Source organism: Longispora sp. NPDC051575 (assembly GCF_040681875.1).
GTDB lineage: Bacteria > Actinomycetota > Actinomycetes > Mycobacteriales > Micromonosporaceae > Longispora.
In genome coordinates, this window is the sequence record NZ_JBFAZP010000009.1 from 307,131 (window position 1) to 332,654 (window position 25,524).

The window sequence follows — 25,524 nt, forward strand, 5'->3', positions numbered from 1 at the left end:
GTCGCTGTCGGCTGCGACACTGCCGTTCGGCCAGGATCGGGCGGTTGTGCGATCCTCGACGGGTGACTTTGACGTTGGGGCAGCATGCCGTTGACCCGCCCGTGGTGCTCGCACCCATGGCGGGCATCACGAATGTCGCCTACCGCCAACTCTGCCGCGAGCAGGGCGCCGGCATCTACGTCTGCGAGATGATCACCACGGTCGCCCTCGTGCACCGCAACCCGAAGACCGAGAAGATGATCCGGTTCGGGCCGGAGGAGCAGCCCCGCAGCATCCAGCTGTACGGCGTCGACCCCGAGATCACCGGAAAGGCCGTCCGGCGGATCGTCGCCGAGGACCTGGCCGACCACATCGACCTCAACTTCGGCTGCTCCGTCCGCAAGATCACGAGCAAGGGCGGCGGCTCCGCGATCCCGTGGAAGCGCAACCTGTTCCGCTCCATCGCCGCCGCCGCCGTGCACAACGCCGCCGGGCTGCCGGTCACGATCAAGATGCGCAAGGGCATCGACGACGACCACCTGACGTTCGTCGAGGCCGGCCTCATCGCCCAGGACGCCGGCGTCAAATGGGTCGCCCTGCACGCCCGCACCGCCGCCCAGCGCTACTCCGGCACCGCCGACTGGGAGGCCATCGCCACCCTCAAGCAGGCCCTCGACGTGCCCGTCCTCGGCAACGGCGACATCTGGGAGGCCGACGACGCGCTCCGGATGGTCGACGAGACCGGCTGCGACGGCGTCGTCGTGGGCCGGGGCTGCCTCGGCCGGCCGTGGCTGTTCGCCGACCTGGAGGCCGCCTTCCGGGCCCGGGCCACCGGCGCCCCGCGCCCCGAGCCCGTGATGCCCGCCCTCGGCGAGGTCGCGGCCGTGATGCACCGGCACGCCGGCCTGCTCGCCCAGTGGTTCACCAAGGAACGCGACGGCGTGACGGACTTCCGCAAACACGTGGCCTGGTACCTGAAGGGCTTCCCCGTCGGCGGCGAACTACGCCGGGCGATGGCCATGGCGTCGTCCATGATGGAGCTGGAGGACCTGCTCGGCAAGCTGGAGCACGACACCCCGTTCCCGGCGTCGGAGCTGGGGCTGCCGCGCGGGCGGACGAACTCGGCGGGGAAGGTGTTCCTGCCGGAGGGGTGGCTGGCGGACCGAGACTCCGACGCGGTGCCGGAGGGCGCCGAGATGGACGACTCGGGCGGCTGAGCGCGGCCGGGCGACGGGGCCGAGTCCGGCGCCGGGTCTGAGTCGGGCGGCGCGTCGGTCCGATGGACTCGCGGGAGCCGGGGCGGTGGCTGCCGGCCAGGCGCGTCGGGGTCAGACGCGTTCGCGGGTGGCCAGGGGGCGTACCCGGTCCAGGAGTTCGGTGAGGAACTGGGCAGGCTGGCTGAACGCCGCGAAGTGCCCGGCGTCCCGGATCAGCGCCAGCTCCTTGAGGGGCGCGTCGACCTCCGCGAAGTACTCCTCCGCGAGCCCGCGCAGGGTCAGCACGTCACCCTCGCCCTGGAAGACGAAGAACGGCACCTCGAACCGCGTCCCACCAGCGCGGACGTCATACGCCATCCACTGGTCGAACATCTGCTTCTTCGAGTACTCGAAGCCGGCCATCCACGACTGCACGTCGCCCAGCCCGTAGCCCGGAGTGGTCAGGATGCTCGGCAGGATCAGGCGGAGCAGGACGCCCGGGTCGACCGGGTCGGTCTTCATCGTCCACTGCTGCTTGACGCCCCAGTCGCGCAGGCTCCAGGCCATCGGGTCGGCGCCGATCCGCTCCAGCGCGGCGACGCCCCGGGTGTGGCCCGCGGCCCGGGCGCGCTCCAGGGTGCCCCGGTAGGAGAGGGCCTCGTTGGCGGCCATGTTCGCGTACAGGTCCGTGGTGACCAGGGCGTGGAACAGGTCGGGGCGGCGCTGGGCGAGCGGGACGCCGATCAGGGTGCCCATCGAGCCGGCCATCAGGATCACCTTGTCCTGGTCGAGGTGCCGGCGCAGGAACTCGGTGACCTCGACCGCCTCGTCGACCATGCCCTCGAACGTGAGCTCCCCGCAGCCGGCCTTCCCGTTGCGGCGCAGCGTGCGGCCCGCGCCCCGGCGGTCCCAGTGCACGACCGTGAAGTGCTTTTCCCAGGTACGCAGCTGGCGGCCGAAGACCGAGTAGGGCGAGCCGGGGCCGCCGTGCAGTACCAGCAGAACGGGGTTGTCGCGGTTCTCGCCCCGGATGCCGATCCACTGCTCGACGCCGCCGATCCGCTCGAAACGCTCCTCGGCGATGCCGTTCGGGGTGGTGATGGCCAGATGCTTCGCGGCGGCGCGCTGGCGGAGCTTGCGGTAGCCCAGGCCTGCGACGACGGGGGCCGCGACGACCGTGCTGGCGACGATGGTGCCGATCATGTCGTGCTCCTCAGGTGAGTTCCGATGAGCAGAACTGTACACATGTCTTAGACAATTGTGCAAGACGGATGTACTAGAGTGATGGCCATGGGAAATCGCGAAGATCTGCTCGCCGGCGCCAAGCGCTGTCTGTACGAGAAGGGCTACGCCCGGACCACCGCGCGGGACATCGCGACGGCGGCGGGCACGAGCCTCGCGGCGATCGGGTACCACTTCAAGTCCACGGAGACCCTGCTCAACCAGGCGCTGGTCGAGTCCATGTCGGAGTGGGGGGACGAGCTGGAGCGGGCGCTGACCGGCGGCTCCAGCTCCGGCCCAGGCTCCGGCTCCGGCTCCGGCTCCGGTGAGGCTGAGGCTGAGGCCACCGGCGGGGCTGAGGCGACAGGCACGGCCGGCCACCCGCGCCCCGCCACGGACCCGGCGACCGTCACCCCCCGCCACCGCTTCGAAGCCACCTGGGACCGCGTGATCGCCTCGTTCCCCGAACACCGGCCACTGTGGGCCACACAGTTCGAGCTGGTATCCCGGATCGACCAGGTACCCCAGATGCGGGAGTTCTTCGCCGGCGCCCAGGACGAGGCCCGGCGCGGGCTCGCCGCGATCTTCCAGGGTGTGGCCCCCGACTCGGACACGGCCAGCGAGGTCGGCGCGTTCTACCAGGCGCTACTGACCGGCGTCATGGTCCAGTGCCTGGTCGACCCGGAGCACGTCCCCTCAGGGCCCCAGCTGGCCGCGGCCCTGCGCACGGTCGCCGCGAGCCTGGACACCCCGACCAGCGGCTGAAACACGGCCTGACCTGCGGGAAAAGGGCAGAAAGAAACTCGTCCCGGCGACCACGGGGGAAGTCGTCGGGACGAGCTATGACGGCAACTGTACCCGGCTTCCCGCCCGACGACCAGACCACAATTTTCGACCCCCGGTGCACCGGCCGATCCACCGATCGGTGGACTCCCCCACCGGTCGGTGGACCGCGCGGATCCACCGTTCGCCCGCCCGCTGGTCGATTCGGCGCGCGCCGGAACAGCCCAGGATCAAGGGCATGCAGAACGTCATCGAGGTACGAGGGCTGCGCAAGCGGTACGGCGCCCAGCACGCCGTGCGCGACGTCACCTTCGAGGTCGGCGCGGGCGAGATCTTCGGCATCGTCGGCCCGAACGGCGCGGGGAAGACCACGACCGTCGAGTGCGTCGTCGGACTGCGCGAGCCGGACGCCGGCACGGTCCGGGTCCTCGGGCTCGACCGGGCACAGGACGCCCGTGAGCTGCGGGAACGGGTGGGCATCCAGCTCCAGTCGAGCGAGCTGCCGGCGAAGTTGACGGTGGGCGAGGCGCTGCGGCTGTACACGTCGTTCTACCGGAAACCGGCCGACTGGCGGGTGCTGCTGACCGACTGGGGGCTCGCCGACAAGGAGCGGACCGCGTTCGGGAAGCTGTCCGGCGGGCAGAAGCAGCGGCTGTCGATCGCGCTGGCGCTGGCCGGTACCCCCGAGGTCGTGATCCTGGACGAACTCACCACCGGACTGGACCCGCAGGCCCGGCGGGAGGCCTGGGGTTTCGTGGAGCGGCTGCGCGCCGGGGGCGTGACCGTGGTGCTGGTCAGCCACTTCATGGAGGAGGTCGAGCGGCTGTGCGACCGGGTCGCCGTGATCAGCGCGGGCCGGATCGTGGCGGTCGACACCCCCGCCGGGCTGGTGCGGCGGGCCGGCGGTGACCAGGTCGTCCGGTTCCGCCCGACGAGCCCGCTGGACGACGCCCTGCTCACGGCCCTGCCGGAGGTGCGTTCCGTCGAACGGGCCGGCCCGCAGGTCACCGTGTCCGGCACCGGCAACCTGCCCGGGGCCGTCACCGCCGTGCTCGCCCGGCACGGCATCGTCGCCGCCGAGCTGCGGATCGAACAGGCCAGCCTCGACGACGCCTACGCCACCCTCACCACCGAGCGGGAGAAGTCATGATCGGCACCGAGTTCCGGCTGTTCCTCCGCGACCCGATGAGCACCCTGCTGTCCCTGCTGCTCCCGGTCGGCATCCTGGTGATCTTCGGGATCATCCCGGACGTGTCGAAACCGAGCGCCGAGTACGGCGGGCACTCCGCCCTCGACACCGTGCTGCCGTCCGCCGCGCTGGCCCTGACCGTGGGCATGCTCGGCCTGTTCGTGCTGCCCACGACCCTCACGCTGTACCGGGAGAAGGGCATCCTCCGCCGGCTCGCCACCACTCCCGTCCCGCCGAGCGCCCTGCTGCGGGCCCAGCTGGTCGTCAACCTGACCATGATGCTGCTGTCGACGGCCCTGGTGATCGGGGTAGGCGTCGTGGCCCTGGGCATGTCCGCGCCGGCCGGCTGGGCCTGGTTGGCGCTGGTCCTGACCCTGGGCGCGGCGGCGATGCTCGCGTTCGGCCTGATCATCTCGGCGGTGGCGAAGTCCTCGAAGGTGGCCACCGGCCTGGGCTTCCTCGCGTACTACCCGCTCGCCTTCCTCGCCGGGGTCCTCGTGCCCCGCGAACAGCTCCCGCACGCCGTCCAGGTGATCGGGGACTGGACGCCGCTGGGCGCGTTCCGGCTCGCGGTGCAGGCCGCGTGGTCGGGGGACGCCCCGTCGGCGGCCGGGCTGGCGATAATGGCGGGGTACACGATCATGCTGGGCGCGTTGGCCGCCCGGTTCTTCCGCTGGGAGTAGGCATGGGCGAGGTCCGGTCGACCGGCGGGCCCGGAGGTGCGGTGGGATCGGACCTGGCGGGCCCGGACCCGGGCGGGAGCACCGTGGGCCCGGACCCGATCGGGGGCGCCGTGGGCCCGGACCCGATCGGGGGCACCATGGACCCGGACCCGGCCGGGGTCGCCGTGGACCCGGTCGCGGGCGTGTGGGAGCGGCGGTTCGCGCGGTTCACCACCGCGCTCCCGTTCGTCGCCCTCGCCGTGGCCAGCGCGCTGACCTTCCTGACCGTGCCGTTCTCCGCGCTCACCGCCGGGTACGTGGGCCTCGCCCTCCTCCTGCTCGTCTGGCTGACGTTCCTGTCCCCGCGGACGCCCGCCTGGAAGGTCGCCAACTACGCGGCCCTGATGGTCGTCACGGGCCTGCTGCTGACCCGGTACCCGTGGTTCGGGCTCTTCACCTACGCCGGGTACTTCCTGGCCCTCACCCTGCCCCGCCGGCTCACCATCGTCGGCGTGGCGATCACGGCCACGTACGGGGCGCTGTCGTGGCGGGGCGGCATCCCGATGGGACTGCCCTCGACGGACCCGCAGGACCTGCTCGGCTTCCTCGTCTCGGTCGGCTTCAACATCGGGGCGGGCGCCATCCTGACCCTGTACGGCCGGTACACCGACGAGCAGCACGAGACCCGCCGCCGCAACCTCGACGCGCTCGCCGAGTCCAACCGTCAGCTGGAGGACGCGCTGGCCGAGAACGCCGGACTGCACGCCCAGCTCCTCACCCAGGCCCGCGAGGCCGGCGTCCTCGACGAGCGGCAACGGATGGCCCGCGAACTGCACGACACCCTCGCCCAGGGCCTGACCGGCATCATCACCCAACTGGAGGCCGCCGAACAGACCGGCGCGCCCCGGCACCTGCGCGCCGCCGCCCAACTGGCCCGCGACAGCCTCGCCGAGACCCGGCGCTCGATGCACGCGCTGCGCCCCGCCGCCCTCGACAACACGGCCCTCCCCGAGGCCCTGGCGACCCTGGCCGGGGAGTGGTCGGCGGCGCACAGCACCCCCGCCACGTTCACCAGCACCGGGGCGGCCCGGCCCCTGCACCCCGAACTGGAGGCGACCCTGCTGCGGACCGCCCAGGAGGCGCTGAGCAACGCCGCCCGGCACGCGGGGGCCAGCCGGATCGGGCTGACCCTGTCGTACATGGAGGACGTCGTGACCCTGGACGTGCGCGACGACGGCCGGGGCTTCGAGCCGTCGGCGACCCGCGCGGACGCGTTCGGGCTGGTGGCGATGCGGCAGCGGGTCAGCCGGGTCGGGGGGACGTGCGAGATCGAGACCGAGGTGGGCGGGGGGACGGCGATCTCGGCGTGTGTGCCGGCGGTGCCGGCGGAGGCTCCGGCATGACGGGGGCGCCCCACGCGTACCCGTCGACTGTTGTTCTGGAAGGAATCTCGTGACCAGTCTGCTCATCGTCGACGACCACCCCGTGGTGCGCGACGGCCTGCGGGGCATGTTCGCCGGGAGCGCCGAGTTCGAGGTGCTCGGGGAGGCGGCCGACGGGGTCGAGGCGGTGCGGCTGGCGGCCGAGCTGCGGCCCGACGTGGTGCTGATGGACCTGCGGATGCCCGGCGGGGACGGGGTGACCGCGATCCGCGCCCTGAAGGCCAGCGGCTCGACGTCGCGGGTGCTGGTGTTGACGACGTTCGACACGGACACCGACGTGCTGCCGGCGATCGAGGCCGGGGCGACGGGATATCTGCTGAAGGACACGCCGCGGGAGGAGCTGTTCCGGGCGGTGCGGAGCGCCGCGCGGGGGGAGGCCGCGTTGTCCCCGGCCGTCGCGGGGCGCCTGATGGGGCAACTGCGCCGCGAACCGGCCGCCGAACCGCTCAGTCAGCGGGAGCTGGAGGTGCTCGGGCTGGTCGCGACGGGCCACTCGAACCGGGAGGCCGCCCGGGTGCTGTTCATCAGCGAGGCGACCGTGAAGACCCACCTGCTGCACATCTACGCCAAGCTGGGGGTCAACGACCGGGCGGCGGCCGTGGGCGAGGCGTTCACCCGGGGCCTCCTCAAACCCTGACCCCCCTTTTCCGGGTACCGGGGGCGAATGGCTCCTGCGGCCCCCGCCCAGCCCGGCTCCCCTGCGCGCTGGCCGGGGCGCCCTAGACTACGGCGATGTGCAGACTGTTCGCCCTCACCACCGGCGGCCCCCGGGTGCATACCGCGCTGTGGCTCCTCGACGCTCCGGCGAGCCTCACCGAGCAGAGCCGGCGGATGCCCGACGGCACGGGGCTGGGCTGGTTCAGCCTGGGTGACGAGCCGGTCCGCGACCGCGCCCCCGTCGCCGCGTACGAGGACGCCGACTTCGCCGCCGAGGCCCAGCACGTCGTGTCGCACACGTTCGTGGCCCACATCCGGTACGCGACCACGGGCAAGCTCACCGTGCACAACAGCCACCCGTTCGACATCCGCGACCGGCTGTTCGCGCACAACGGGGTGATCCGGGGCCTCGACATCATCGAGTCGTGGCTGAGCCCGCTCGACCGGGTGTTCGTCGAGGGCGAGACCGACTCCGAACTGGCCTTCGCCTGGATCACCGCCGAGATCGAACGGCTCGGCGACACCACGGCCGGCATCATCAGCGCGGTCCGCCGGATGGGCGAGGAGCTCCCGATCTACGCGTTCAACTTCGTGCTCGCCGAGCCGCGCCGGCTCTGGGCCCTGCGCTACCCCGACACCCACCCGCTGTGGGTACTCAACCCGGAGGTCGGCGGCAGGGCCGGCTCCCGCCAGCTCGCCGGCGACACCGAACCGGGCAGCCTCTCCATCGAGGCCGGCTCCTCGGAGGTCCCCGCGTACGTGATCGCCAGCGAGCGCATGGACCACGACCCGGACTGGCGCCTCCTCGAACCGGGCGAGCTCCTCGTCATCGACGGCCTGGAAGCCACCAGCCTGTTCCCCTTCGACGAACCGGCGCACCGCCTGACCCGCGCCGACCTGCACCCGGAGGAAGCCGCCTCCCAGATCCCGGCCCTCACCCCCTGAGCCCGGCGTGCCACGGGGCCCGGTGACCCACCGGGCCCGCAGGGTCCGCCCCCGGGCGGGACTCGGCGGACCGCCGCGCACCGGGGACGCCCCACCGTAATCAGATGATGGTCTGGAACTGGCCCTTGATCTGAGTCCTTGGCCCCCAAGCTGTGGCTACGACCTCCACCCGAAGGAGACGGCGAACGCGTAGGCGAGCAGTCCCACGACTGTTGCTTCGTGCGGCAACGGCGTTGCGGCAACGTTGGGAGTCGTCGATGGTCAACGGGCACGATCTCCGAACAGCGCGCGAGGCGGTCGGCCTCAGCCTGGCGACCCTCGCCCAGACCACCGGAAAGTCCAGCGGGCATCTCAGCCGCACGGAGCGCGGCGAAAGGCTCGTCACGCCCCCGATCGTCGCCGCCTACGAACGGGCACTTGGCACAAAGATCGACCCTGGCGGAGGTACCGTTGTGGACACCCAACTCAGGCAGGAGGGTGACGAGGTGGAGCGTCGGAAGCTACTCGCCGCGATCGCGGCGGCCTCGATGGGCGGCGTGCCATCCGAACCCCTAAGTCGCCTGCTCGACGGCCTGGCGTCATCGACCCTGCCGTCGCGGGTCGGGGATACCGAAGTCCAGGCGGTGCGGCAGGCCACCAACCTGTTCACCTCCTGGGACATGCGCGGTGGTGGATACCGCACCGCCTGCGAGATGGCGAAGGCACACCTCCGATGGGCGGTCAGCCTGCTGGACCAGTCGATGACCGACGAGGTGCGGGCCCAGCTCAACTCCGCCATCGCGGCCCTCGCCGACCGGGTCGCGTGGACGCACTACGACACCGGAACGCCCGGGTCCGCCAGCCGCCTCTACACGCTCGCGCTACGCACGGCGGCGGACGGCGATGATCCGAATCTGCGAGCCCACGTCCTGCTCGACACGTCCAGCAACGTGTGCGATCTGGGCTCGCCCCGCGACGCCGCCGAGATAATCCGCTTGGGGTTGGGCGACGAGCGCCTGACGCCCGCCGTCCGCGCGAACCTGCACGGAGTGTGCGCCCGGCACCTCGCGTCCGCCGGAGACAGCGAGGGAGCGCTGCGCCACATCGGCCAGGCCGAGGAAGCGTTGGCGACTGCCGACCCTGGCCACGCACCCGAATGGGGAAGAAGGTTCCTGGGAACGCCAGGGCACTTCGACAGCGTCCTCGGGCTGGCGCTGTTCGCGGCGAACCGTCGCCCTGCGGCCCGGCAGCGGCTCGCGCGCGCGCTCGACGCGTTCGGTGCGGCGGGCCGGGTCCGCACAGGGTTGCGCTGCCGGGTGCGCCTCGCCAGCCTGCACCTGAAGGACGGCCACCCCGACGTCGGCGAGCAGGAGGCGAGAGCCGCCCTCGTCCACATGTCCGGAGTCAGCTCCGTGAGGGTCATAGCCGACCTCCGGCAACTCCGAGCGGATACGGTCCGCTATCCGGCGCTCGGTGACCTCAGAGCCGACCTCGACACGATCCTCCGATGACGCTGCTCGCCGCCGCCGTCATCGTCCTGGACCCACGTGCGACGGTCGCGGCCGTCATCGGCTGGTTGGCGTTGGTCCGGCAGGTGGGAGCACCGGTTTCCCGTTGACCAGGTTGACCGTCCGCCCGGTGGCCTGCGCGTCGAGCGCGGCGCGCAGCCGGTCCGCTGTGTTCGCCGTCAGCCTGGAGTACGCCTCGGTGGGCGCGACGAACTCGTACCCGTCGAGTTCTTCTTCCTGCAGTGTGATCGCCTCGGGCCCGGCGAGGGTGCCGGCGTCGAAGACGAAGCCGAACCAGGCCCGCCGGATGTCGGTGGGCGCCACCCAGTCCACGACCAGCAGCGCGCCCACGACCAAGGCGAGGCCCAGTTCCTCGCGGATCTCCCGGGCGCACGCCACGTCCGGCGACTCGGCGCCGTCCAGCACTCCGCCGGGCAGGTTCCAGTGGTCACGGTAGTTGGGCTTGACGAGCAGCACCCGGCCCCGCGGGTCGGTGATCAGCGCTGCGGCCCCCGCCAGGAAACTCGGCAGGCTGGCGTAGTACTCAGTCGGTTCCAGCCAGCCGGCGCGTTCCGGATTCACCCGCGCAACGCTACCCGCCGATGTTCCACCAGCGGGGCAACCGGCCTAGCAGCCCGGGAGGCGGGTGATCAGGTAGAGCTCCAGTTGGTCGAGGGAGACGCGTTCCTGGGCCATCGTGTCCCGGTCCCGCACCGTCACCGCGTTGTCGTCCAGCGTGTCGAAGTCCACGGTCACGCAGAACGGCGTCCCGATCTCGTCCTGCCGCCGGTACCGCCGCCCGATGGCCCCCGCGTCGTCGAAGTCCACGACCCACCGCTTGCGCAGGTCGGCGGCGAGCTGCTTGGACCGGGGCGAGAGCCGCTCGTTGCGCGACAGCGGCAGGACGGCCACCTTCACGGGCGCGAGGCGCGGGTCGAAGCGCATCACGGTGCGGCTGTCGACGCCGCCCTTGGTGTTGGGCGCCTCGTCGACGTCGTAGGCCTCCAGGAGGAACGCGAGCACGGCGCGGGTCAGGCCGGCGGCCGGTTCGATGACGTACGGGGTCCAGCGCTCGCCCTTCTCCTGGTCGAAGTAGGACAGGTCGACGCCGGAGTGCTTGGAGTGGGTCTGGAGGTCGAAGTCGGTGCGGTTGGCGACGCCTTCGAGCTCGGAGAACTCGGTGCCGCCGAACCGGAACCGGTACTCGATGTCGACGGTGCGCTTCGAGTAGTGCGAGAGCTTGTCGGCGGGGTGCTCGTAGCGGCGGAGGTTCTCGGGCTTGATGCCCAGGTCGAGGTACCAGTTCCAGCGCTCGTCGAGCCAGTACTCGTGCCAGGTCTCGTCGGTGCCGGGCACGACGAAGAACTCCATCTCCATCTGCTCGAACTCCCGGGTCCGGAAGATGAAGTTGCCGGGGGTGATCTCGTTGCGGAACGACTTGCCGACCTGCGCGATGCCAAACGGGGGCTTCTTGCGCGCGGCGGTCTCGACGTTCTTGTAGTTGACGAAGATGCCCTGGGCGGTCTCGGGCCGCAGGTAGTGCAGGCCCTCCTCGGACTCGACGGGGCCGAGGTAGGTCTTCATCAGGCCGTTGAACATCTTGGGCTCGGTGAAGGTGCCCTTGTTCCCGCAGTTGGGGCAGTTCTGCTCGCCCAGAGCGAAGACCTTTTCCGGGTACCGCTCGGCGAACTCCTCTTCCAGGTGGTCCGCCCGGAACCGCTTGTGGCAGCTCTGGCACTCGGTCAGCGGGTCGGTGAACTCGGCGATGTGCCCGGACGCGGCCCACACGTCGCGGGCCAGGATGACCGCCGAGTCGAGGCCGACGACGTCCTCGCGCTGCTGGACCATGGACTTCCACCACTGCCGACGGACGTTGTCCTTCAGCTCGACGCCGAGCGGTCCGTAGTCCCACGCCGACCGGGTGCCGCCGTAGATCTCGCTGGACGGGAAGACGAATCCACGGCGCTTGCAGAGGCTGACGATGGCGTCAATGCGGTCGGCGGACATGCTGGTTCTGCTCCATCCGGCTGGCGGTCGGTGGCGGGGTGTCGACAGTGACCCAGAGTACCCGTGGGGTCAGATGTCGCCGCCGCAGACCTGGTACCGCTTGTCGGCCTGATCATGGATCACCCTGAATTGTCCGGACTCGGTCCCGGACTCGTACCGGAACTGCACCCTGACCAGGCGCACCATCGCGGCCGGGTCGGCGTCGGTGGCCGGTCCGGCCTCGGTGATCGTGTAGCCGAGCAGCTTGGGGCGCTGCGAGGTCCGCGCGGCGTACTGCTCGGAGGTTTCGAGTTCGCGCAGGTCAGCGCACTGTTCGAGGTACGCCTTCGCGTACTCGCCCCGGATGAGCGGGTTCAGGTAGCGGCCGACCGCCGCCTCGCTCTCCTGGTTCTGTTCGGTGTCGAGCCACAGGGTCAGGCCGATACAGCCGGCGATGCTGCCGCCGACGCACAACACGAGGGCCGCCGCGCCGATCCCGATCCCGGCCCACATCCGGCGCTGGTCGCGCTGGGTGGGCGGGGCGACGAACGGGGGCTGGACGCCGGGGCCGGCCGGGGGCTGGGGGGCGACGGGGTCCTGCGTGTTGTAGGACACCTTGCCGTAGTCGACGGGCGACTGGGGCGGGGCCTGCGGGGGGACGTCGGGTCCGGGCGCGTGGTGCGGGGCCGGGTAGCCCGGGGGCACCGCGTCCTGGGCCGTCTCCCGCGGCTGCTCGGGACCCTGGGCTCCGCCTCGCGGCTCGTGGGAACCCGGGGGCCGTGCGCCGTCCCGCGACTCGTCGGGACCCAGGGGCCGCGCGCCGTCCCGCGACTCGTCGGAACCCGGGGGCTGGGGCCCGGTCACCGCCGGCCCTCCTCGACGTGCACCCAGTCCCCCTCCGCGACGACGAGCTCGCCGCCCGGTTCGAGGCTGGCCAGCACCTCGTAGGCGCTGGGTTCCTCGATGCTCTGGGCGAGCAGGGGGGTCGCGTACATCTTCACGTCGAAGTTGCTGAGCGACCGCCGGTACGCGCCGACCGACTTCCACTCCGTGGCCACGCACCACAGGTCGGGTTCGTCGGGGGCCCGCCCGAAGCGGCCGGAGACGTATCCGGGGCAGGCGGCCAGCGCCCGGAGCGCGGCGTGCGCCCGTTCGGTGAAGGCGGCGGTGTCGGTGGCGACCCGGAAGCGATTGACGACGAGCATGGGAGTCAACCTACCCGGCTGTCCGAACCGGTAGGCGACCTGACTCACATCTTACGTAACCGAAGTTGACAATCATTCTCATTAGCGAGGAGAGTTGAAGGATGTTCACGCGCCCCCTCGCCCTCGTAGCCGCCGCCGTCCTGGCCACCGGCGCGCTCGCCGCCTGCTCGGGCGCGGACCGCGCCGACGTCGTCGTCTCCGCCTACCCCTTCCAGTGGGTGGCCGAGCGGGTCGGCGGCCCCGATATCAAGGTGACGAACCTGGTCAAACCGGGTGCCGAGCCGCACGACCTGGAGCTCACCGCCGCCCAGACCGCGCTGATCGCCGACGCCAAACTGGTGGTCTACCTGCCGACGTTCCAGCCGGCCGTGGACGACGCCGTCGCGCAGAACGCCAAGGACCGCGCGTTCGACGTGGCCGCCGTGCAGCCGCTCACCGACATCGTCGAGGAGGGGCACTCCGGCAAGGACCCGCACGTCTGGCTCGACCCGACCCGGCTGGCCACGATCGCGGACAAGGTCGCCGAGCGGCTCGGGAAGATCGACCCCGACCACGCCGACGGGTACCGGACCCGGGCCGCCGCCCTGCGCGTCGAGCTGGAGGCGATCGACAAGGAGTACGCGGCGGGGCTCAAGACCTGCCAGCGCACCGAGATCGTCACCGCACACGAGTCCTTCGGCTACCTGGCCGCGCGCTACGGGCTGACCCAGGTCGGGATCGCCGGCCTGAGCCCCGACGAGGAGCCCTCGGCCCAGAAGATCGCCGAGATCATCGCCTCCGCCAAGGCGCACAAGGCCACGGTCATCTTCACCGAGGCTCTGGTCAGCCCGAAGGTCGCCGAGACCATCGCGGCCGGGGCCGGCGCGAAGACGGAGGTGCTCGACCCGATCGAGAGCCTGCCGGAGGGCAGTTCGGACGACTACGCCAAGATTATGCGGTCCAACCTCGGCCAGATCCGTGCAGCACTGGGGTGTTCTTGATCCTGCAGACCCGCGACCTCGTCGTCGCCTACGACGGTCGGCCCGTGCTGCGCGGCGTCTCCCTGGGCATCGCGCCCGGCGAGGTCGTCGCGCTGCTCGGCGCCAACGGTTCCGGCAAGTCCACCCTGGTCAAGGCGTGCCTCGGGCTGACCCCGGCCACGTCGGGCTCGGTCGAACTGTTCGGCGAGCCGCTGGCGAAACTGAGGAACAGATCCCGGATCGGGTACGTGCCGCAACGGGTCGGCGCCTCCTCGGGCGTCCCGGCCACGGTCCGCGAACTCGTGTCGGCCGGCCGGCTGGCCCGGCGCGGCTTCCTGCGCCCGGCGTCCGCCGCCGACCGGCGCGCCGTCGACTCCGCGCTCGTCGCGGTCGGGCTGTCCTCGATGGCCCGGCAGCCGGTCAGCACCCTGTCGGGCGGCCAGCAGCAGCGGGCCCTGATCGCCCGCGCGCTGTGCGGCGAGCCCGAACTGCTGGTGATGGACGAGCCGACCGCCGGGGTGGACGCGGCCAGCCAGCAGGCGTTCGCCGCCGCGCTCCGCCAGTTCGTCGCGGGCGGCGGCACCGTGGTCGTCGTCCTGCACGAACTCGGCCCGCTGGAGCCCCTGATCACCCGGAGCGTCGTCCTGCACGGCGGCGTGGTGGTGCACGACGGCGCGGCCCCCGAACCGGCCCCCGGACACGCCTGCCCGGACCACGTGCACGAGCACCCGCACGCGCCGGTCACCACCCCGCGCTGGGAGCTGAACCAGTGAACTACCTGAGCTACGAGTTCTTCCAGTTGTCCCTGATCGGGGCGCTGCTGATCGGCCTGATCGCGCCCTCGGTCGGCATCTACCTGGTCCAGCGCAAGATGTCGCTGATCGGCGACGGGATCGGGCACGTGGCGCTGACCGGCGTCGCGATCGGCTTCCTGCTCAAGACGTCCCCGGTGCTCACCGCCGTCCTCGTCTCGGCGGCCGGCGCGGTGGCGATCGAACTGATCCGGGAACGCGCGAAGGCGTCCGGGGACGTGGCGCTGGCGATGCTGTTCTACGGCGGGATCGCCGGCGGCGTCGTCCTCATCTCGCTGTCGAAACAGGGCACCAACTCGACCCTGCAGTCCTACCTCTTCGGCTCCCTGAACGGCACCTCCCGCAGCGACCTGACCGCGATGCTGATCCTGGGCGCGGGGGTGCTCGGCGTGACCCTGCTCGGCCGGCCGTGGCTGTTCGCGGTGAGCCAGGACGAGGAGCACGCCCGGGTGTCGGGCCTGCCGGTGCGCTTCCTGAACGTCCTGCTCGCCGTCACCACGGCGGTGACCGTCACGACGGCGATGCGCGCCGTCGGCCTGCTCCTGGTCAGCGCCCTGATGGTGGTGCCGGTGGCGACCGCGCAGCAGGTCACCCGGGGCTTCACGACCACCCTGGTGGCGGCGATGGTGATCGGGGTCACGGTCTCCGGCGCGGGCGTCCTGCTCGCCGCCGAGGTCGACACCCCGCCCGGCGCGTTCATCGTGGTGCTCGCCGTGGGCCTGTTCGTGCTGGTCGCGGCCTTCGCGTCCGTACTGCGCCGCCGCAGACCGGTGCGCGCGCCGAACGACACGGGCCATACCGAGCCGCCGGACGTCGTGCTCGGCCCGGTAACGTGAGTGTCATGACTGCGCCCTTACCCAGAAGCACGAAGCAGCGCTCCGCCGTGATGGAGCTGCTCGGCGAGGTGCAGGGCTTCCACAGCGCCCAGGAACTGCACGCCATGCTCCGGGGCAAGGGCGACAAGGTCGGCCTGACGACGGTGTACCGGACGTTGCAGGCCCTCGCCGAGGCCGACGAGGTCGACGTGATGCGCCCGCCCGGCGGCGAGCACCTCTACCGCCGGTGCGGCACGGGGCACCACCACCATCTGGTCTGCCGGAGCTGCGGCAAGGCCGTGGAGGTCGAGGGGCCGGCCGTGGAGCGCTGGGCGGAGAAGATGGCCAGCGACAACGGGTTCGTGGACGTGGCGCACACGTTGGAGATCTTCGGGACGTGCCCGGAGTGCGCGGCCAAGCGCGGCTGACCCGGGCCGCCACGCCCGACCCCGGGTCCCGCTGGGGCCCGACCCTCGATGGGCCCCGGCCCGCTAGACGCCGGCCTTCGCGATGTGCGCGTCGAGTTGCCGGCGTACCTTGCGGCGCAGCAGGCCCGCCCCGCCCGGCATCTTCGTGACCAGGGCGGGCAGCCCGCCGAGCGCCTGACCGGCCCAGTACTGCAGGTCGAAGGCGTCCACGTGGTCGATGATCCGGGCGTCGTCGGCGAACCGGTACGCCGCGCGGACCTCGTTGACCACGGGCCGGGCCCCCACCGTGTACCGGGCCGTCCAGTGCGCCAGGGCCTTGGTGTCGCCGGTGACCCGGATGTCGGAGACCTCGGCGCGCAGGTCCGTGCTCCGGGAGGTCAGCATCTGCCACATCGCACCGATCTCGGGGCCCCGCAGGTCGAACAGCGGGTCACGGAACCGGGCCTCGGGGTGGTAACACGCGGCCATGGCCGAGCCGTCCCTGGCGTCGAGGGCGGCGTACAGCGTGTCGATCGTCTCCAAGATTGCGGACATATGGTGCACCTTACCGGGATCTGAGGCCCAGAGTGGCCAGCTCCAAGGTGGCCAGTGCCGTCACGGTGTCCGGGTCCTTCGCCCGCCAGCCGCCGGCCGGATCCTCGGCGGCGGCCCGCAGCTCGCGGAGGCCGGCGGTGGCCAGGGCGCGCAGGGCCAGCAGGTCCTCGCCGGCCGGCTCGTCGCGGAGCGCGACGGCGGTGCCGGCCCGCCGGATCCACCGGGTCCGGGCCAGGATCCAGAACAGCAGGATCGGCACGGTGACGGCGACCGCGACCACGATCGCGGTGAACAGGGCGATCTGGCCGACCAGTTCGCTGCCGTCCTTGCCGGTCTCGGCCACCGACTGGGCGACCTTGGCCGCGTCGGCGAGCTTCTCCCCGAGCACCTTGCCCGCGATCGGGATCCTGCGCGCCTCCTCGGCGGCACCGTTCAGGGAGTCGCGGAGACTGTCGCCGTCCTTGGTGACCCGGTCCGGGATCTGGGCGAGGGTACTGATGGCCTGGTGCAGCAGGTACGCCAGCCAGATCCACAGCGCGGTCCAGCCGACGGCGGAGACGTCCGCCACGATCTGCCGGGTGCGACGGGCCGGCAACTCCGCATAGAGCTTCATACCTCCCAGTGAATAGCAGACAGGGCGCCGAGTCCCGCATCCGTACCAGGAATCTCACAGTTTCCGGATCCGGGGAAACGGCTGTTGATCTCCAGGTCAGGGCCCTGTGCTGCTACGGTGGTGCCCGCATACGACAGGGGAGCGCGAGAAGCGCTGAGAGTGCGGGCGACCGCTGACCCTCCACACCTGATCCGGGTAATGCCGGCGAAGGGAGTCGCTCCCCGGCTCACCCCTGGGAGACTTTCACTATGAGTACCAAATGGCGCACTGTGGACATTGTGGTGGTGGCGGTCCTCGCCGTCGCCTTCGGTGTCATCTTCTGGGCGATGGCGGGGCTCTGGGAGGTCGCCGGTAACGCGTTCACCTTCTTCCCGCCCGGCGCGACGATCATCTACGGTGTCTGGCTGCTCCCGGCCGTCCTCGGCGCCCTGATCATCCGCAAGCCCGGCGCGGCCGTGCTGGTGGAGTTCCTCGCCGCGCTCGTCTCGGCGTTCCTCGGCAACAAGTGGGGCATGACGGTGCTGCTCCAGGGCTTCCTGGAGGGCCTCGGCGCGGAGGTCGTGTTCGCGGCGTTCCTGTACCGCAGCTACAAGCTGCCGGTGGCGCTGCTCGCGGCGGCCGGCGCCGGGATCGCGGCGACGGTGTTCGACGTGGTCGCCTGGTACAAGGACTTCGCCTTCGCCACCTACCAGCTGCCCTACGTCGCGATCGGCACCGTCAGCTCGGTGGTCGTCGCGGGCCTCGGCGGCTACGTCCTGACCCAGGCGCTGGCCCGCACCGGCGTCCTGGACCGGTTCCCCTCCGGCCGGGACCGCGAGCTGGTGTGACCCGGCGCGACCAGGCACCCGACACCGGGGGCGGCGCGGCCGTCACGACCCGCGGCCCGGCCGTGCGGCTGACCGGCTTCGGCTGGCGGCACGGCGGGCGGCGGGCCTGGGCCCTGCGCGGCGTCGACCTGACCATCGAGCGCGGCGAACGCGTCCTGCTCCTCGGCCCGTCCGGGGCCGGCAAGTCCACCCTGCTGGCCGCCCTCGCCGGCCTGCTCCCGGAGGACTCCGGCGAACGCGAGGGCACCCTGACCGTCGCGGGCACGGCCGGCGTGGTCTTCCAGGACCCGCAGAGCCAGCTCGTGATGTCCCGGTCCGGCGACGACGTGGCGTTCGGGCTGGAGAACCTGGGCGTGCCGCGCGCGGAGATCTGGCCCCGGGTGGACGCGACCCTGCGGCAGGTCGGCTTCCCGTACCCGCGGGACCGGCCCGTGGACGCGCTGTCCGGCGGCGAGCAGCAGCGGCTGGCCCTGGCCGGGGCCCTGGTGGCCCGCCCGGACCTGCTGCTGCTCGACGAGCCGACCGCCAATCTCGATCCGGCCGGCGCGGAACTGGTCCGCGCGGCGATCGGGCGCGCGGTCGGCGACACGACGATGGTGCTGGTGGAGCACCGGGTGGCCGAGGCGTTGCCGCTGGTGGACCGGGTGGTGGTGCTGGAGCCGGGCGGCGGGGTGCTGGCCGACGGGGTGCCCGCCGAGGTGTTCGGGCGGCACGGGGCGGCGTTGGCGGCGGCGGGGGTGTGGGTGCCCGGGTTCACGGGGCTGGCCGCCAGGGCCCCCGGTACCCGTCGAGGTGTGGTCGAGGATCTGCTGACCGGGGAAGGGCTCACCCTCCGCTACGCCGGTGCGACGACGGCCGCCCTTCCGCCGACCGATGTCCGGGTACGCGCCGGGGAGGTCCTCGCCCTCGTCGGCCCCAACGGCGCGGGCAAGTCGAGCCTGGCGCTCCTGCTGGGCGGCCTGCTGGCCCCCACCACGGGCACGCTCACCTCGGCGCTGGCCCCGGAGCCGCCGCACCGCTGGCCGGCGGGCGATCTGGCCCGGCGGATCGGCTCGGTGTTCCAGAACCCGGAGCACCAGTTCGTGACGAACCGGGTCGTGGACGAACTCACCCTGGCCGCCCCGCGCGAACGGGCCGAGGAGCTGCTCGAACGGCTGGGGCTGGCCCGGTTGGCGGCGGCGAACCCCTACACGCTGTCGGGCGGGGAACAGCGCCGGCTGTCGGTGGCGACGGCGCTCGCGGCGGCCCCGCGCGTGCTGGTGCTCGACGAGCCGACGTTCGGCCAGGATCTGCGGACCTGGCGCGAGCTGGTGGTGCTGATCGGGGAACTGCGGGACTCCGGGCACGGCCTGGCCATCGTCACGCACGACGCGGACTTCGTGGCGGCCTGCGCGGACCGGGTGCAGCGGCTGCCCGGCGGGGTGTCGGCGTGAGCCCGCGCGGCCCCGACCGGGCGCACGGGTCTCACGGCGCGGCGGTCCGCGGGGTGCCGGTATGAGGTTCGGGGAGCCGTTGGTGGTCCGGGAGACCGCGCTCGCCCGGCGCTCCCCCGTGGCCAAGCTCGGCGCGGCGACGATCCTGTCGTTCGCGCTGCTCAGCACGCTGGACGCCGTCGCGCCGGCCATCGCCCTCGTCGGCACGCTCGCCGTGGTGCCCCTGTTCGGCATCCCGCTCGGCCGGCTGGCCCGGCGGTGCTGGCCGCTGCTGCTGTCCGCCGTGGGCATGGTGGTCGCGACCGCGCTGTTCGCCGCCGAACCCACCGGCGAGCACCTGTTCTGGGGCGTGACCACCGGCTCGGTCGGCAACGGGTTCAGCCTGGCCCTGCGGCTGCTGGCCGTGGCGCTGCCGGGGGTCGTGGCGTTCGCGACGATCGACCCGACGGACCTCGCCGACGCGCTGATCCAGCAGGTGCGGCTGTCGCCCCGGTACGCGATCGGCACCCTCGCCGCCCTGCGCCTGCTGCCCCTGCTCGCCGACGAGTGGCGGCTGCTGGTGCTGGCCCGGCGCGCCCGGGGCGTCGCGGCGCACGGGCCGGTGTCCTGGGCCAGGATCACGGCGGGTACGGCCTTCGCGCTGCTCGTGGGGGCGATCCGCAAGGGGGTCCGGCTGGCCGTGGCCATGGACGCCCGGGGCTTCGCCAGCGGCGCGCGCCGGACCAACGCCCGGGTCAGCCGGTTCACCACGGCGGACGCGCTGCTCGTGGCGGGCGCTGCGGGGCTGGCGGCCCTCGCGTTGGGCGTCAGTATCGCGACCGGGGCGTTCCGGGCGCTCCTGTAGGGGCGTGGTTCCTCGCCGGCCGGTGACGCGGCTACCTCGACGCCGTGGCCGCCACGCGTGTCCCGCCTCGCGGAAGGCGCGTCCGGCCTGGGGCCGCGCGGAGCGCGGCCCCAGGCCGGACCACCCCTAGAACCGCCGCCTGGTAGGTGTGGGCACCGGACGCCCGGTGGGCCGCCCCGTGGGCTCCGCGCTCGTCCCCGTACTCGGCGTGGGCTCCACCGGCGGCACCGGTCCCTCGCTCACGTACAGGGTGATCGTGGACCCCTTCGGCGCACTCCCGGTCGGGTACACGTCGCCGACCTGCCCCGCCACGTACTCCGAGCTGATCCGGTTCGGTGCCACGGTCACGGAGAACCCGGCCCTGCGCAGCTCCGCCGTCGCCTCGTCCACGCTCCGGCCGCGCACGTCGGGCACCCGCACCTCGGTCCCGAAGGCCACCTTGCGGTCGGGGGCGACGAAGTCCTTGCCCGGCGCGTACCCGGCTCCTGCCTTCAGGGTCTTCGCCACGGCCATGTTGACGTTGTCGGCGAAGGCGGCGCCGACGGCGTTGCGCGGGCTGTCGGGGTCCCCGGCGATCCCGGCGGCGGCGAGCCCCGGCGTGAACCCGGCGAACGACTCGGTCTCGTTCCGCTCGGACGAACCGGTCTTGCCGGCCAGCGAACGGCCGACGACGTTGCGCAGCCCACCGGCCGTGCTCCCGTCACACCTGCCGAACGCCGACTTGTCCCCCACCGTGCACCGGGCGGCGTCGGTGGCCGCGCGGGCCACGTCGGGCTCGAAGACCCGCTTGCACTGCGGCTCGGCGACGTCGACGACCGCGCCGCCCGCGTCGGTGATGGAGTTGACCGGCAGCGGCTTGCAGTAGGTGCCCTCGGCCGCGATCGTCGCGTACGCGTTGGCCAGGTCCAGCGGGGACGTGGTCGCGACGCCCAGCGTGAACGCGCCCCAGTTGCTGGCCGCCTCCTGGTTGTCCGCGATCTTCTTGTCGTCGCCCCGGAAGGTGATGCCCAGCTTCTTCGCCATCTCGACGGCCTTGTCGGCCCCGACCTGCTCCTCCAGCCAGACGAAGTAGGTGTTCACGGAGCGCCCGAACGCGTCCCACATGGCGCGCCGGCCGGCCATCGACGGGGCGGCGTTGCTCGGGCAGTACTTCCCCTCGCAGGTCGCCGGCCCGGGCGCCGCCGGATACTTGCTCTTGTACTTGTTGGGCGCGTCGAACGTCGTGTTCAGCGGCATCCCGGCCTCCAGGGCCGCGAGCATGGTGAACATCTTGAACGTCGAGCCGGCCTGGAAGCCCGGGGCGGCGTCGCCACCGGCGATCAGCGGCACCGTGGTGTTCGGGTAGCTGCCCTGACCGGGGCCGCCGGTGTTCTTCCCGTTCTTGCTGGCGTCGTTGGAGTAGTTGCGGTTGACGGCCATCGACCGGATCCGGCCGGTACCGGGCTCGACGGTCGCCACGCCCAGCGCGAACGGGCTGTCCTTCTTGATCTGCTCGGCGATGGCCTGCTCGGACGCCTTCTGCACGGCCGGGTCGAGCGAGGTGACGATCGTGTAGCCGCCGCGCTGGAGCTTCGCCTCGCGTTCCTGCACGGTCGCCCCGAAGGCGGGCTGGTCGAGCCACCACTTCTTGAAGTACCCGCAGAAGAAGCCCCAGCCGTTGGAGCCCTCGCCGCGCGACAGACAGTCGTCGGGGGCCGGCTTGAGCTTCAACGCGATCGGCGAGGCCTGGGCGGCGGCCCCGGCGGCCGGGTCGGCGTACTTCAGCTCGACCATCTTCTTCAGGATCCAGTTGCGCCGGTCGGCGGCCGCGTCCTTGTTCTTCACCGGGTCGTAGTCACCGGGGGCCTGGACGAGACCGGCGAGCAGGGCGGCCTGCTCGATGGTGAGATCCTTGGGTTCCTTGGAGAAGTACGCCTGGCTGGCCGAGTACACCCCGTACGCGCCGTTGCCGAAGTAGGCGATGTTCAGGTACCGGCGAAGGATCTCGTTCTTGTCGATCTCCTTCTCCAGGGCGAGCGCGTAGCTCATCTCCTTGATCTTGCGGTCGGTCGTCACCTCGGTGGCCGCGTTCCGGCCCTCCTTGGAGTCGGCCGTGTACAACAGGACATTCCGGATGTACTGCATCGTCAGCGTCGACGCGCCCTGCGCCACCCCGCCCGAGGTCACGTTGCTCACCAGGGCCCGGAGCACGCCCTTGGCGTCGACCCCGTGGTGCTCGTAGAACCGGTTGTCCTCGGCGGAGACGATCGCGTCCCGCATGACCTGCGGGATCTCGTCGAGGGTGACGTCGCGCCGGTTCTGGTCGTAGAACGACGTGATCAGCGTCTTGCCGTCGGAGGCGTACACGTAGCTGCTCTGCGGGGTCGGCGGGTTCTTCAACGTCCCCGGCAGGTCGTTGAACTCGCCGCCCAGCACCTGGGTGGCCAGCCCCGCGACCAGGGCGGCCGGCAGCACGACCACCGTGAACACGGCGGCGGCGATCCCACCCACCATGAGCAGGGTCAATGCCTTCGAAAGCTTGCTGCGCGACTTCACCCACCGACATTTACACGGAAGTCCCGCCCCGGCGACCACGGAACCGGAAGCGGGACGACCATCACATGGGACGAAAGCCGCTAAAGGGTCGCAGGGGCCACCGGGTTCGGAATCGCCCCACCGAACCGGCGGTCACGCTGGGCGAACAGCTCACACGCGTACCACAGGTGGCGGCGGTCGAAATCCGGCCAGAGGACGTCGAGGGAGACGAACTCCGCGTACGCCGCCTGCCAGATCATGAAGCCCGACAGCCGCTGCTCGCCCGAGGACCGCAGCACCAGGTCCACGTCCGGGATGTCCGGACAGTAGAGGTACTTCTGAATCGTCTTCTCAGTGATCTTGTCCGGCTTGAGCCGCCCCGCCGCGACCTCCTGCGCGATCCGGGTCACCGCGTCGGTCACCTCCGGCTTGCCGCCGTAGTTCACGCAGAACTGGAGCGTGAGCTTGTCGTTCTTCTTCGACAGCTCCTCCGCGACCTCCAGCTCCTTGATGACGCTCGCCCACAGCTTCGGCCGCCGCCCCGCCCACCGGACCCGCACGCCCATCGCGTTCAGCTCGTCGCGGCGGCGGCGGATCACGTCCCGGTTGAAGCCCATCAGGAAGCGCACCTCCTCCGGCGACCGCTTCCAGTTCTCCGTCGAGAAGGCCCACGCGCTGACGTTCTTCACACCCAGCTCCAGCGCGCCCTCGATCACGTCGAACAGCGAGGTCTCCCCCTGCTCGTGACCCGCCGTGCGGGGCAACCCGCGCTGCTTGGCCCACCGGCCGTTGCCGTCCATGATGACGGCGACGTGCTTGGGGATCGCGTCCTTCGGCAGGGCCGGCGGACGCACCCCGGACGGGTGCGGGGTGGGGGCGCGGTAGGTCACGCTCGCTCCTTCGTCAGGCTGTGGACGGGGTGGTCCGTGGCGGTCACGACGCGGACCGGGTCGGATGCCGTGCGGCCCACGGGGGTCGCGGCGGCCCGGGCGGGGTCCGTCGTGGCGCCCCGGGCCGGGTCGGTCATGGCTCGGTCGTTCGCGGCCCGGTCGGTCATGGGCCGGTCGGTCATGGGCCGGTCGGTCGTCGCGCGGTCGTTCGCGGTGCGGTCGACCAGCGGCAAGGAGCGTAACGCGCGCTCCAGGTGCCACTGCAGATGCGCCGCCACAAGTCCACTGGCCTCCCGCCGGTTCGCCACATCACTGGCGTCCGCGAGCTTCCAGTCCCCCGTGTTCAGCGCCGACATCAGCCCCAGGGTCGCCGGGGCCGGCCGGGCCGCGCCGGGCGGCTGGCACGACGGACACACCGACCCGCCGGAGGCCACACTGAACGCCCGGTGCGGCCCTGGCGTGGCGCACACCGCGCACTCCACCAGCGCCGGAGCCCACCCCGCCGTCGTCATGGCCCGAAGAAAATAAGCGTCGAGTACGAGCGGGGAGGCGTGCTCCCGCCCCGCCAACGCCCGCAGCGCCCCCAACGTCAGCTGGAACAGCCGCAGCGCCACCTCGCCCTCCTCGGGCGTCAGCCGCTCGGCCGTCTCACACACCGCACTCGCCGCCGTGTACGCCGGATAGTCCTGCGCGATCTTCGCCGCGTACAACTCCACGGCCTCCACCTGCGACACCGTGTGCAGCCCGTTGCGCCCCTCGGCGAACTGGAACTCCACATGCCCGAACGGCTCCAGCCGCGCCCCGAACTTCGAACTCGTCCGCCGCACCCCGCGCGCCACGGCCCGGATCCGCCCCGTCCGCCGGGTCAGCACCGTGACGATCCGGTCGGACTCGCCGAGCTTCTGGACACGGAGAACAACCCCGTCATCCCGGAACAGCCGACTCCGATACCCCTGCGCCACGCCCCCATTGTGCCCGCCCCCTCCGACACCCCTCAGCCCGGCGGCCCGGTTTATTCCGCAACAGGAATGCGCCTTCCGCTCCGGCGCCGTGGACCGTTACGTTGGCGACGGAAACGGACAAGCCACGGAGGTCCAGGATGAAACTCACACCGGTCGACTGGGCGGCGCATCCGGAGTACCACCGGGGGTAGGGCGGTGCCGGAGCTGGAGCACCTCGACCGTCGGCGGCGGCAACTCGCCGAGGTGCTGCGCGACCTGCGCCGGGCGGCCGGCCTGAGCGGCGCACGGCTCGCGGCCCGCACCGGGATGAGCCAGTCCAAGATCTCGAAGATCGAGACCGGCAGGATCAGACCGGCGGTCGCCGATGTCGAACGCATCGTCGTCGCCCTGGGGGTACCCGACGACGCGCGACGCCCCATCATCGAACTGGCCAGGAACGCGAACCTCTCGTTCATCACCGTGCGGGCCATCCGGCAGGCGGGTCTGCACGTCCGACAGCGTGTCATCGCCGGTATCGAGGACCAGGCCCGGGAGATCCGCTGCTTCCAGCCGGCGATGGTTCCCGGCCTGCTCCAGATCCCCGGGTACGTGCGAGCCGTGCTGAGCCTGCCGACCGTGGCCGGTGCCACCGACCCGGCCCCCGCCGTGCTCGCCCGGCTGGAACGGCAGGCGATCCTGCACGCCCCGGGCCGGCGGTTCTGGTTCCTGGTCACGGAGGCGGCGCTCCGGACGCGGCTGTGCGCGGACTCCGTGATGGCGGTCCAGATCGAGCACATCGTCGCCCTGTCGCGGCTGGTCGACGTCTCGGTACTCCCGCTCGCCGGCCGGATGCCCGAGATCCCCACCACCGCGTTCGTCCTCTTCGACCGGAGACTCGTCACCGTCGAGACCTTCCACGGCGAACTCGAGATGCGGGACCCGAAGGACATCGGCCTGTACGCGGAGATCTACACCCTCCTCGACCGGGTGGCCCTGCACGCCGACGCGGCCCGGGACTTCCTGTCCGGGCTGGCCGCCGAGTACCGCGACGGAGGAATCACCGCGGACTGACCCGGCGGCGACCGGTACCCAGATGAGGGATTTGATCTTTTCCGGGGTGGCGGTGGGTGGATAGGTTGGGCGCGGAAACCGGACAAGCCGT

At 71.9% G+C, this 25,524-nt stretch carries 25 protein-coding genes, 1 pseudogene and 1 riboswitch; of the genes and pseudogenes, 16 read left to right on the forward strand and 10 right to left on the reverse strand.

The window, feature by feature from the left end; all coding sequences use genetic code 11:
- Positions 1-62 precede the first annotated feature (62 nt).
- Positions 63-1,196, forward strand: coding sequence for a tRNA dihydrouridine synthase DusB (gene dusB / locus AB0M43_RS28355; protein ID WP_363728825.1), 1,134 nt, complete (start codon positions 63-65; stop codon positions 1,194-1,196).
- A gap of 111 nt (positions 1,197-1,307) precedes the next feature.
- Here the strand turns inward: dusB and AB0M43_RS28360 are convergent, their stop codons facing one another.
- Positions 1,308-2,378: an alpha/beta hydrolase gene (locus AB0M43_RS28360; protein ID WP_363728826.1), complete on the reverse strand. Its 1,071-nt coding sequence runs from the start codon at positions 2,376-2,378 to the stop codon at positions 1,308-1,310.
- An 87-nt stretch (positions 2,379-2,465) separates the two neighbouring features.
- Between AB0M43_RS28360 and AB0M43_RS28365 the strand changes: the two genes are divergently transcribed.
- The 7 genes from AB0M43_RS28365 to AB0M43_RS28395 all read left to right on the forward strand — a co-directional run bounded on the left by AB0M43_RS28365 (position 2,466) and on the right by AB0M43_RS28395 (position 9,564).
- Positions 2,466-3,161 (forward strand): TetR/AcrR family transcriptional regulator, encoded by a 696-nt coding sequence (locus tag AB0M43_RS28365; protein WP_363728827.1) that lies wholly within the window; start codon positions 2,466-2,468, stop codon positions 3,159-3,161.
- A 256-nt stretch (positions 3,162-3,417) separates the two neighbouring features.
- Positions 3,418-4,329, forward strand: coding sequence for an ABC transporter ATP-binding protein (locus AB0M43_RS28370; RefSeq protein ID WP_363728828.1), 912 nt, complete (start codon positions 3,418-3,420; stop codon positions 4,327-4,329).
- Positions 4,326-5,051: an ABC transporter permease gene (locus AB0M43_RS28375; RefSeq protein ID WP_363728829.1), complete on the forward strand. Its 726-nt coding sequence runs from the start codon at positions 4,326-4,328 to the stop codon at positions 5,049-5,051. The genes AB0M43_RS28370 and AB0M43_RS28375 overlap by 4 nt, the downstream gene beginning before the upstream one ends.
- Positions 5,052-5,053: 2 nt before the next feature.
- Positions 5,054-6,433: a sensor histidine kinase gene (locus AB0M43_RS28380; protein WP_363728830.1), complete on the forward strand. Its 1,380-nt coding sequence runs from the start codon at positions 5,054-5,056 to the stop codon at positions 6,431-6,433.
- Between the two features lie 49 nt (positions 6,434-6,482).
- A complete protein-coding gene (locus tag AB0M43_RS28385) occupies positions 6,483-7,109 on the forward strand; it encodes a response regulator transcription factor (RefSeq protein WP_363728831.1) in 627 nt (208 codons plus the stop codon).
- A gap of 95 nt (positions 7,110-7,204) precedes the next feature.
- A complete protein-coding gene (locus AB0M43_RS28390; RefSeq protein ID WP_363728832.1) occupies positions 7,205-8,074 on the forward strand; it encodes a class II glutamine amidotransferase in 870 nt (289 codons plus the stop codon).
- Positions 8,075-8,331: 257 nt separating this feature from the next.
- Complete coding sequence (locus AB0M43_RS28395) at positions 8,332-9,564, forward strand: helix-turn-helix transcriptional regulator (RefSeq protein ID WP_363728833.1); 1,233 nt, start codon at positions 8,332-8,334, stop codon at positions 9,562-9,564.
- A gap of 54 nt (positions 9,565-9,618) precedes the next feature.
- On the opposite strand, the gene AB0M43_RS28400 is transcribed toward AB0M43_RS28395, so the two are convergent.
- The 4 genes from AB0M43_RS28400 to AB0M43_RS28415 form a co-directional block, all read right to left on the reverse strand.
- On the reverse strand, positions 9,619-10,143 hold the full coding sequence (locus AB0M43_RS28400; RefSeq protein ID WP_363728834.1) for an NUDIX hydrolase: 525 nt from the start codon (positions 10,141-10,143) through the stop codon (positions 9,619-9,621).
- 45 nt (positions 10,144-10,188) lie between these two features.
- The gene (locus AB0M43_RS28405; RefSeq protein ID WP_363728835.1) at positions 10,189-11,568 is read right to left on the reverse strand and encodes a glycine--tRNA ligase; all 1,380 of its coding nucleotides are present in this window, start codon (positions 11,566-11,568) and stop codon (positions 10,189-10,191) included.
- A gap of 69 nt (positions 11,569-11,637) precedes the next feature.
- On the reverse strand, positions 11,638-12,411 hold the full coding sequence (locus tag AB0M43_RS28410) for a hypothetical protein (RefSeq protein ID WP_363728836.1): 774 nt from the start codon (positions 12,409-12,411) through the stop codon (positions 11,638-11,640).
- Entirely contained in the window at positions 12,408-12,752 is a 345-nt protein-coding gene (locus AB0M43_RS28415) for an antibiotic biosynthesis monooxygenase (protein WP_363728837.1), read from the reverse strand. Before AB0M43_RS28415 ends, AB0M43_RS28410 begins: the two co-directional genes overlap by 4 nt.
- Positions 12,753-12,853: 101 nt before the next feature.
- Between AB0M43_RS28415 and AB0M43_RS28420 the strand changes: the two genes are divergently transcribed.
- The 4 genes from AB0M43_RS28420 to AB0M43_RS28435 are packed head-to-tail and all read left to right on the forward strand — an operon-like array spanning position 12,854 to position 15,766.
- Positions 12,854-13,732: a metal ABC transporter substrate-binding protein gene (locus tag AB0M43_RS28420; RefSeq protein WP_363728838.1), complete on the forward strand. Its 879-nt coding sequence runs from the start codon at positions 12,854-12,856 to the stop codon at positions 13,730-13,732.
- On the forward strand, positions 13,723-14,484 hold the full coding sequence (locus AB0M43_RS28425) for an ATP-binding cassette domain-containing protein (RefSeq protein WP_363728839.1): 762 nt from the start codon (positions 13,723-13,725) through the stop codon (positions 14,482-14,484). The genes AB0M43_RS28420 and AB0M43_RS28425 overlap by 10 nt, the downstream gene beginning before the upstream one ends.
- Positions 14,481-15,359 carry a metal ABC transporter permease gene (locus AB0M43_RS28430; protein WP_363728840.1) on the forward strand — a complete coding sequence of 293 codons (879 nt, stop codon included), beginning with the start codon at positions 14,481-14,483 and terminating at the stop codon, positions 15,357-15,359. Before AB0M43_RS28425 ends, AB0M43_RS28430 begins: the two co-directional genes overlap by 4 nt.
- Before the next feature lie 5 nt (positions 15,360-15,364).
- Positions 15,365-15,766 carry a transcriptional repressor gene (locus tag AB0M43_RS28435; RefSeq protein WP_363728841.1) on the forward strand — a complete coding sequence of 134 codons (402 nt, stop codon included), beginning with the start codon at positions 15,365-15,367 and terminating at the stop codon, positions 15,764-15,766.
- Between the two features lie 63 nt (positions 15,767-15,829).
- On the opposite strand, the gene AB0M43_RS28440 is transcribed toward AB0M43_RS28435, so the two are convergent.
- A complete protein-coding gene (locus AB0M43_RS28440) occupies positions 15,830-16,300 on the reverse strand; it encodes a nuclear transport factor 2 family protein (protein ID WP_363728842.1) in 471 nt (156 codons plus the stop codon).
- Positions 16,301-16,310: 10 nt separating this feature from the next.
- Positions 16,311-16,913, reverse strand: coding sequence for a hypothetical protein (locus AB0M43_RS28445; protein ID WP_363728843.1), 603 nt, complete (start codon positions 16,911-16,913; stop codon positions 16,311-16,313).
- Between the two features lie 125 nt (positions 16,914-17,038).
- Positions 17,039-17,143: riboswitch (TPP riboswitch) on the forward strand.
- An 18-nt stretch (positions 17,144-17,161) separates the two neighbouring features.
- Between AB0M43_RS28445 and AB0M43_RS28450 the strand changes: the two genes are divergently transcribed.
- The 3 genes from AB0M43_RS28450 to AB0M43_RS28460 all read left to right on the forward strand — a co-directional run bounded on the left by AB0M43_RS28450 (position 17,162) and on the right by AB0M43_RS28460 (position 20,017).
- A complete protein-coding gene (locus tag AB0M43_RS28450) occupies positions 17,162-17,740 on the forward strand; it encodes an ECF transporter S component (RefSeq protein WP_363728844.1) in 579 nt (192 codons plus the stop codon).
- A gap of 62 nt (positions 17,741-17,802) precedes the next feature.
- Positions 17,803-19,173 carry an ATP-binding cassette domain-containing protein gene (locus AB0M43_RS28455; RefSeq protein WP_363728965.1) on the forward strand — a complete coding sequence of 457 codons (1,371 nt, stop codon included), beginning with the start codon at positions 17,803-17,805 and terminating at the stop codon, positions 19,171-19,173.
- 61 nt (positions 19,174-19,234) lie between these two features.
- On the forward strand, positions 19,235-20,017 hold the full coding sequence (locus AB0M43_RS28460) for an energy-coupling factor transporter transmembrane component T (RefSeq protein ID WP_363728845.1): 783 nt from the start codon (positions 19,235-19,237) through the stop codon (positions 20,015-20,017).
- A 126-nt stretch (positions 20,018-20,143) separates the two neighbouring features.
- Here the strand turns inward: AB0M43_RS28460 and AB0M43_RS28465 are convergent, their stop codons facing one another.
- From AB0M43_RS28465 to recO, 3 genes and pseudogenes are all read right to left on the reverse strand, one after another.
- Complete coding sequence (locus tag AB0M43_RS28465) at positions 20,144-22,552, reverse strand: penicillin-binding protein (protein ID WP_363728846.1); 2,409 nt, start codon at positions 22,550-22,552, stop codon at positions 20,144-20,146.
- An 80-nt stretch (positions 22,553-22,632) separates the two neighbouring features.
- Positions 22,633-23,421 (reverse strand): isoprenyl transferase, encoded by a 789-nt coding sequence (locus tag AB0M43_RS28470; protein ID WP_363728847.1) that lies wholly within the window; start codon positions 23,419-23,421, stop codon positions 22,633-22,635.
- Between the two features lie 215 nt (positions 23,422-23,636).
- Positions 23,637-24,383 (reverse strand): annotated as a pseudogene (gene recO / locus AB0M43_RS28475) (DNA repair protein RecO); the annotation flags it as partial.
- A gap of 195 nt (positions 24,384-24,578) precedes the next feature.
- Between recO and AB0M43_RS28480 the strand changes: the two are divergent.
- Positions 24,579-25,433 carry a helix-turn-helix transcriptional regulator gene (locus AB0M43_RS28480; protein ID WP_363728848.1) on the forward strand — a complete coding sequence of 285 codons (855 nt, stop codon included), beginning with the start codon at positions 24,579-24,581 and terminating at the stop codon, positions 25,431-25,433.
- Positions 25,434-25,524: the final 91 nt, after the last annotated feature.

What these genes read in the sequence shown, in the direction of transcription:
- AB0M43_RS28360 (WP_363728826.1), bottom strand. Translation starts at nt 2,378, where the DNA reads ATGATCGGCACCATCGTCGCCAGCACGGTCGTCGCGGCCCCCGTCGTC.
- AB0M43_RS28365 (WP_363728827.1), top strand. Translation starts at nt 2,466, where the DNA reads ATGGGAAATCGCGAAGATCTGCTCGCCGGCGCCAAGCGCTGTCTGTAC.
- AB0M43_RS28370 (WP_363728828.1), top strand. Translation starts at nt 3,418, where the DNA reads ATGCAGAACGTCATCGAGGTACGAGGGCTGCGCAAGCGGTACGGCGCC.
- AB0M43_RS28375 (WP_363728829.1), top strand. Translation starts at nt 4,326, where the DNA reads ATGATCGGCACCGAGTTCCGGCTGTTCCTCCGCGACCCGATGAGCACC.
- AB0M43_RS28380 (WP_363728830.1), top strand. Translation starts at nt 5,054, where the DNA reads ATGGGCGAGGTCCGGTCGACCGGCGGGCCCGGAGGTGCGGTGGGATCG.
- AB0M43_RS28390 (WP_363728832.1), top strand. Translation starts at nt 7,205, where the DNA reads ATGTGCAGACTGTTCGCCCTCACCACCGGCGGCCCCCGGGTGCATACC.
- AB0M43_RS28395 (WP_363728833.1), top strand. Translation starts at nt 8,332, where the DNA reads ATGGTCAACGGGCACGATCTCCGAACAGCGCGCGAGGCGGTCGGCCTC.
- AB0M43_RS28405 (WP_363728835.1), bottom strand. Translation starts at nt 11,568, where the DNA reads ATGTCCGCCGACCGCATTGACGCCATCGTCAGCCTCTGCAAGCGCCGT.
- AB0M43_RS28415 (WP_363728837.1), bottom strand. Translation starts at nt 12,752, where the DNA reads ATGCTCGTCGTCAATCGCTTCCGGGTCGCCACCGACACCGCCGCCTTC.
- AB0M43_RS28420 (WP_363728838.1), top strand. Translation starts at nt 12,854, where the DNA reads ATGTTCACGCGCCCCCTCGCCCTCGTAGCCGCCGCCGTCCTGGCCACC.
- AB0M43_RS28435 (WP_363728841.1), top strand. Translation starts at nt 15,365, where the DNA reads ATGACTGCGCCCTTACCCAGAAGCACGAAGCAGCGCTCCGCCGTGATG.
- AB0M43_RS28440 (WP_363728842.1), bottom strand. Translation starts at nt 16,300, where the DNA reads ATGTCCGCAATCTTGGAGACGATCGACACGCTGTACGCCGCCCTCGAC.
- AB0M43_RS28445 (WP_363728843.1), bottom strand. Translation starts at nt 16,913, where the DNA reads ATGAAGCTCTATGCGGAGTTGCCGGCCCGTCGCACCCGGCAGATCGTG.
- AB0M43_RS28450 (WP_363728844.1), top strand. Translation starts at nt 17,162, where the DNA reads ATGAGTACCAAATGGCGCACTGTGGACATTGTGGTGGTGGCGGTCCTC.
- AB0M43_RS28460 (WP_363728845.1), top strand. Translation starts at nt 19,235, where the DNA reads ATGAGGTTCGGGGAGCCGTTGGTGGTCCGGGAGACCGCGCTCGCCCGG.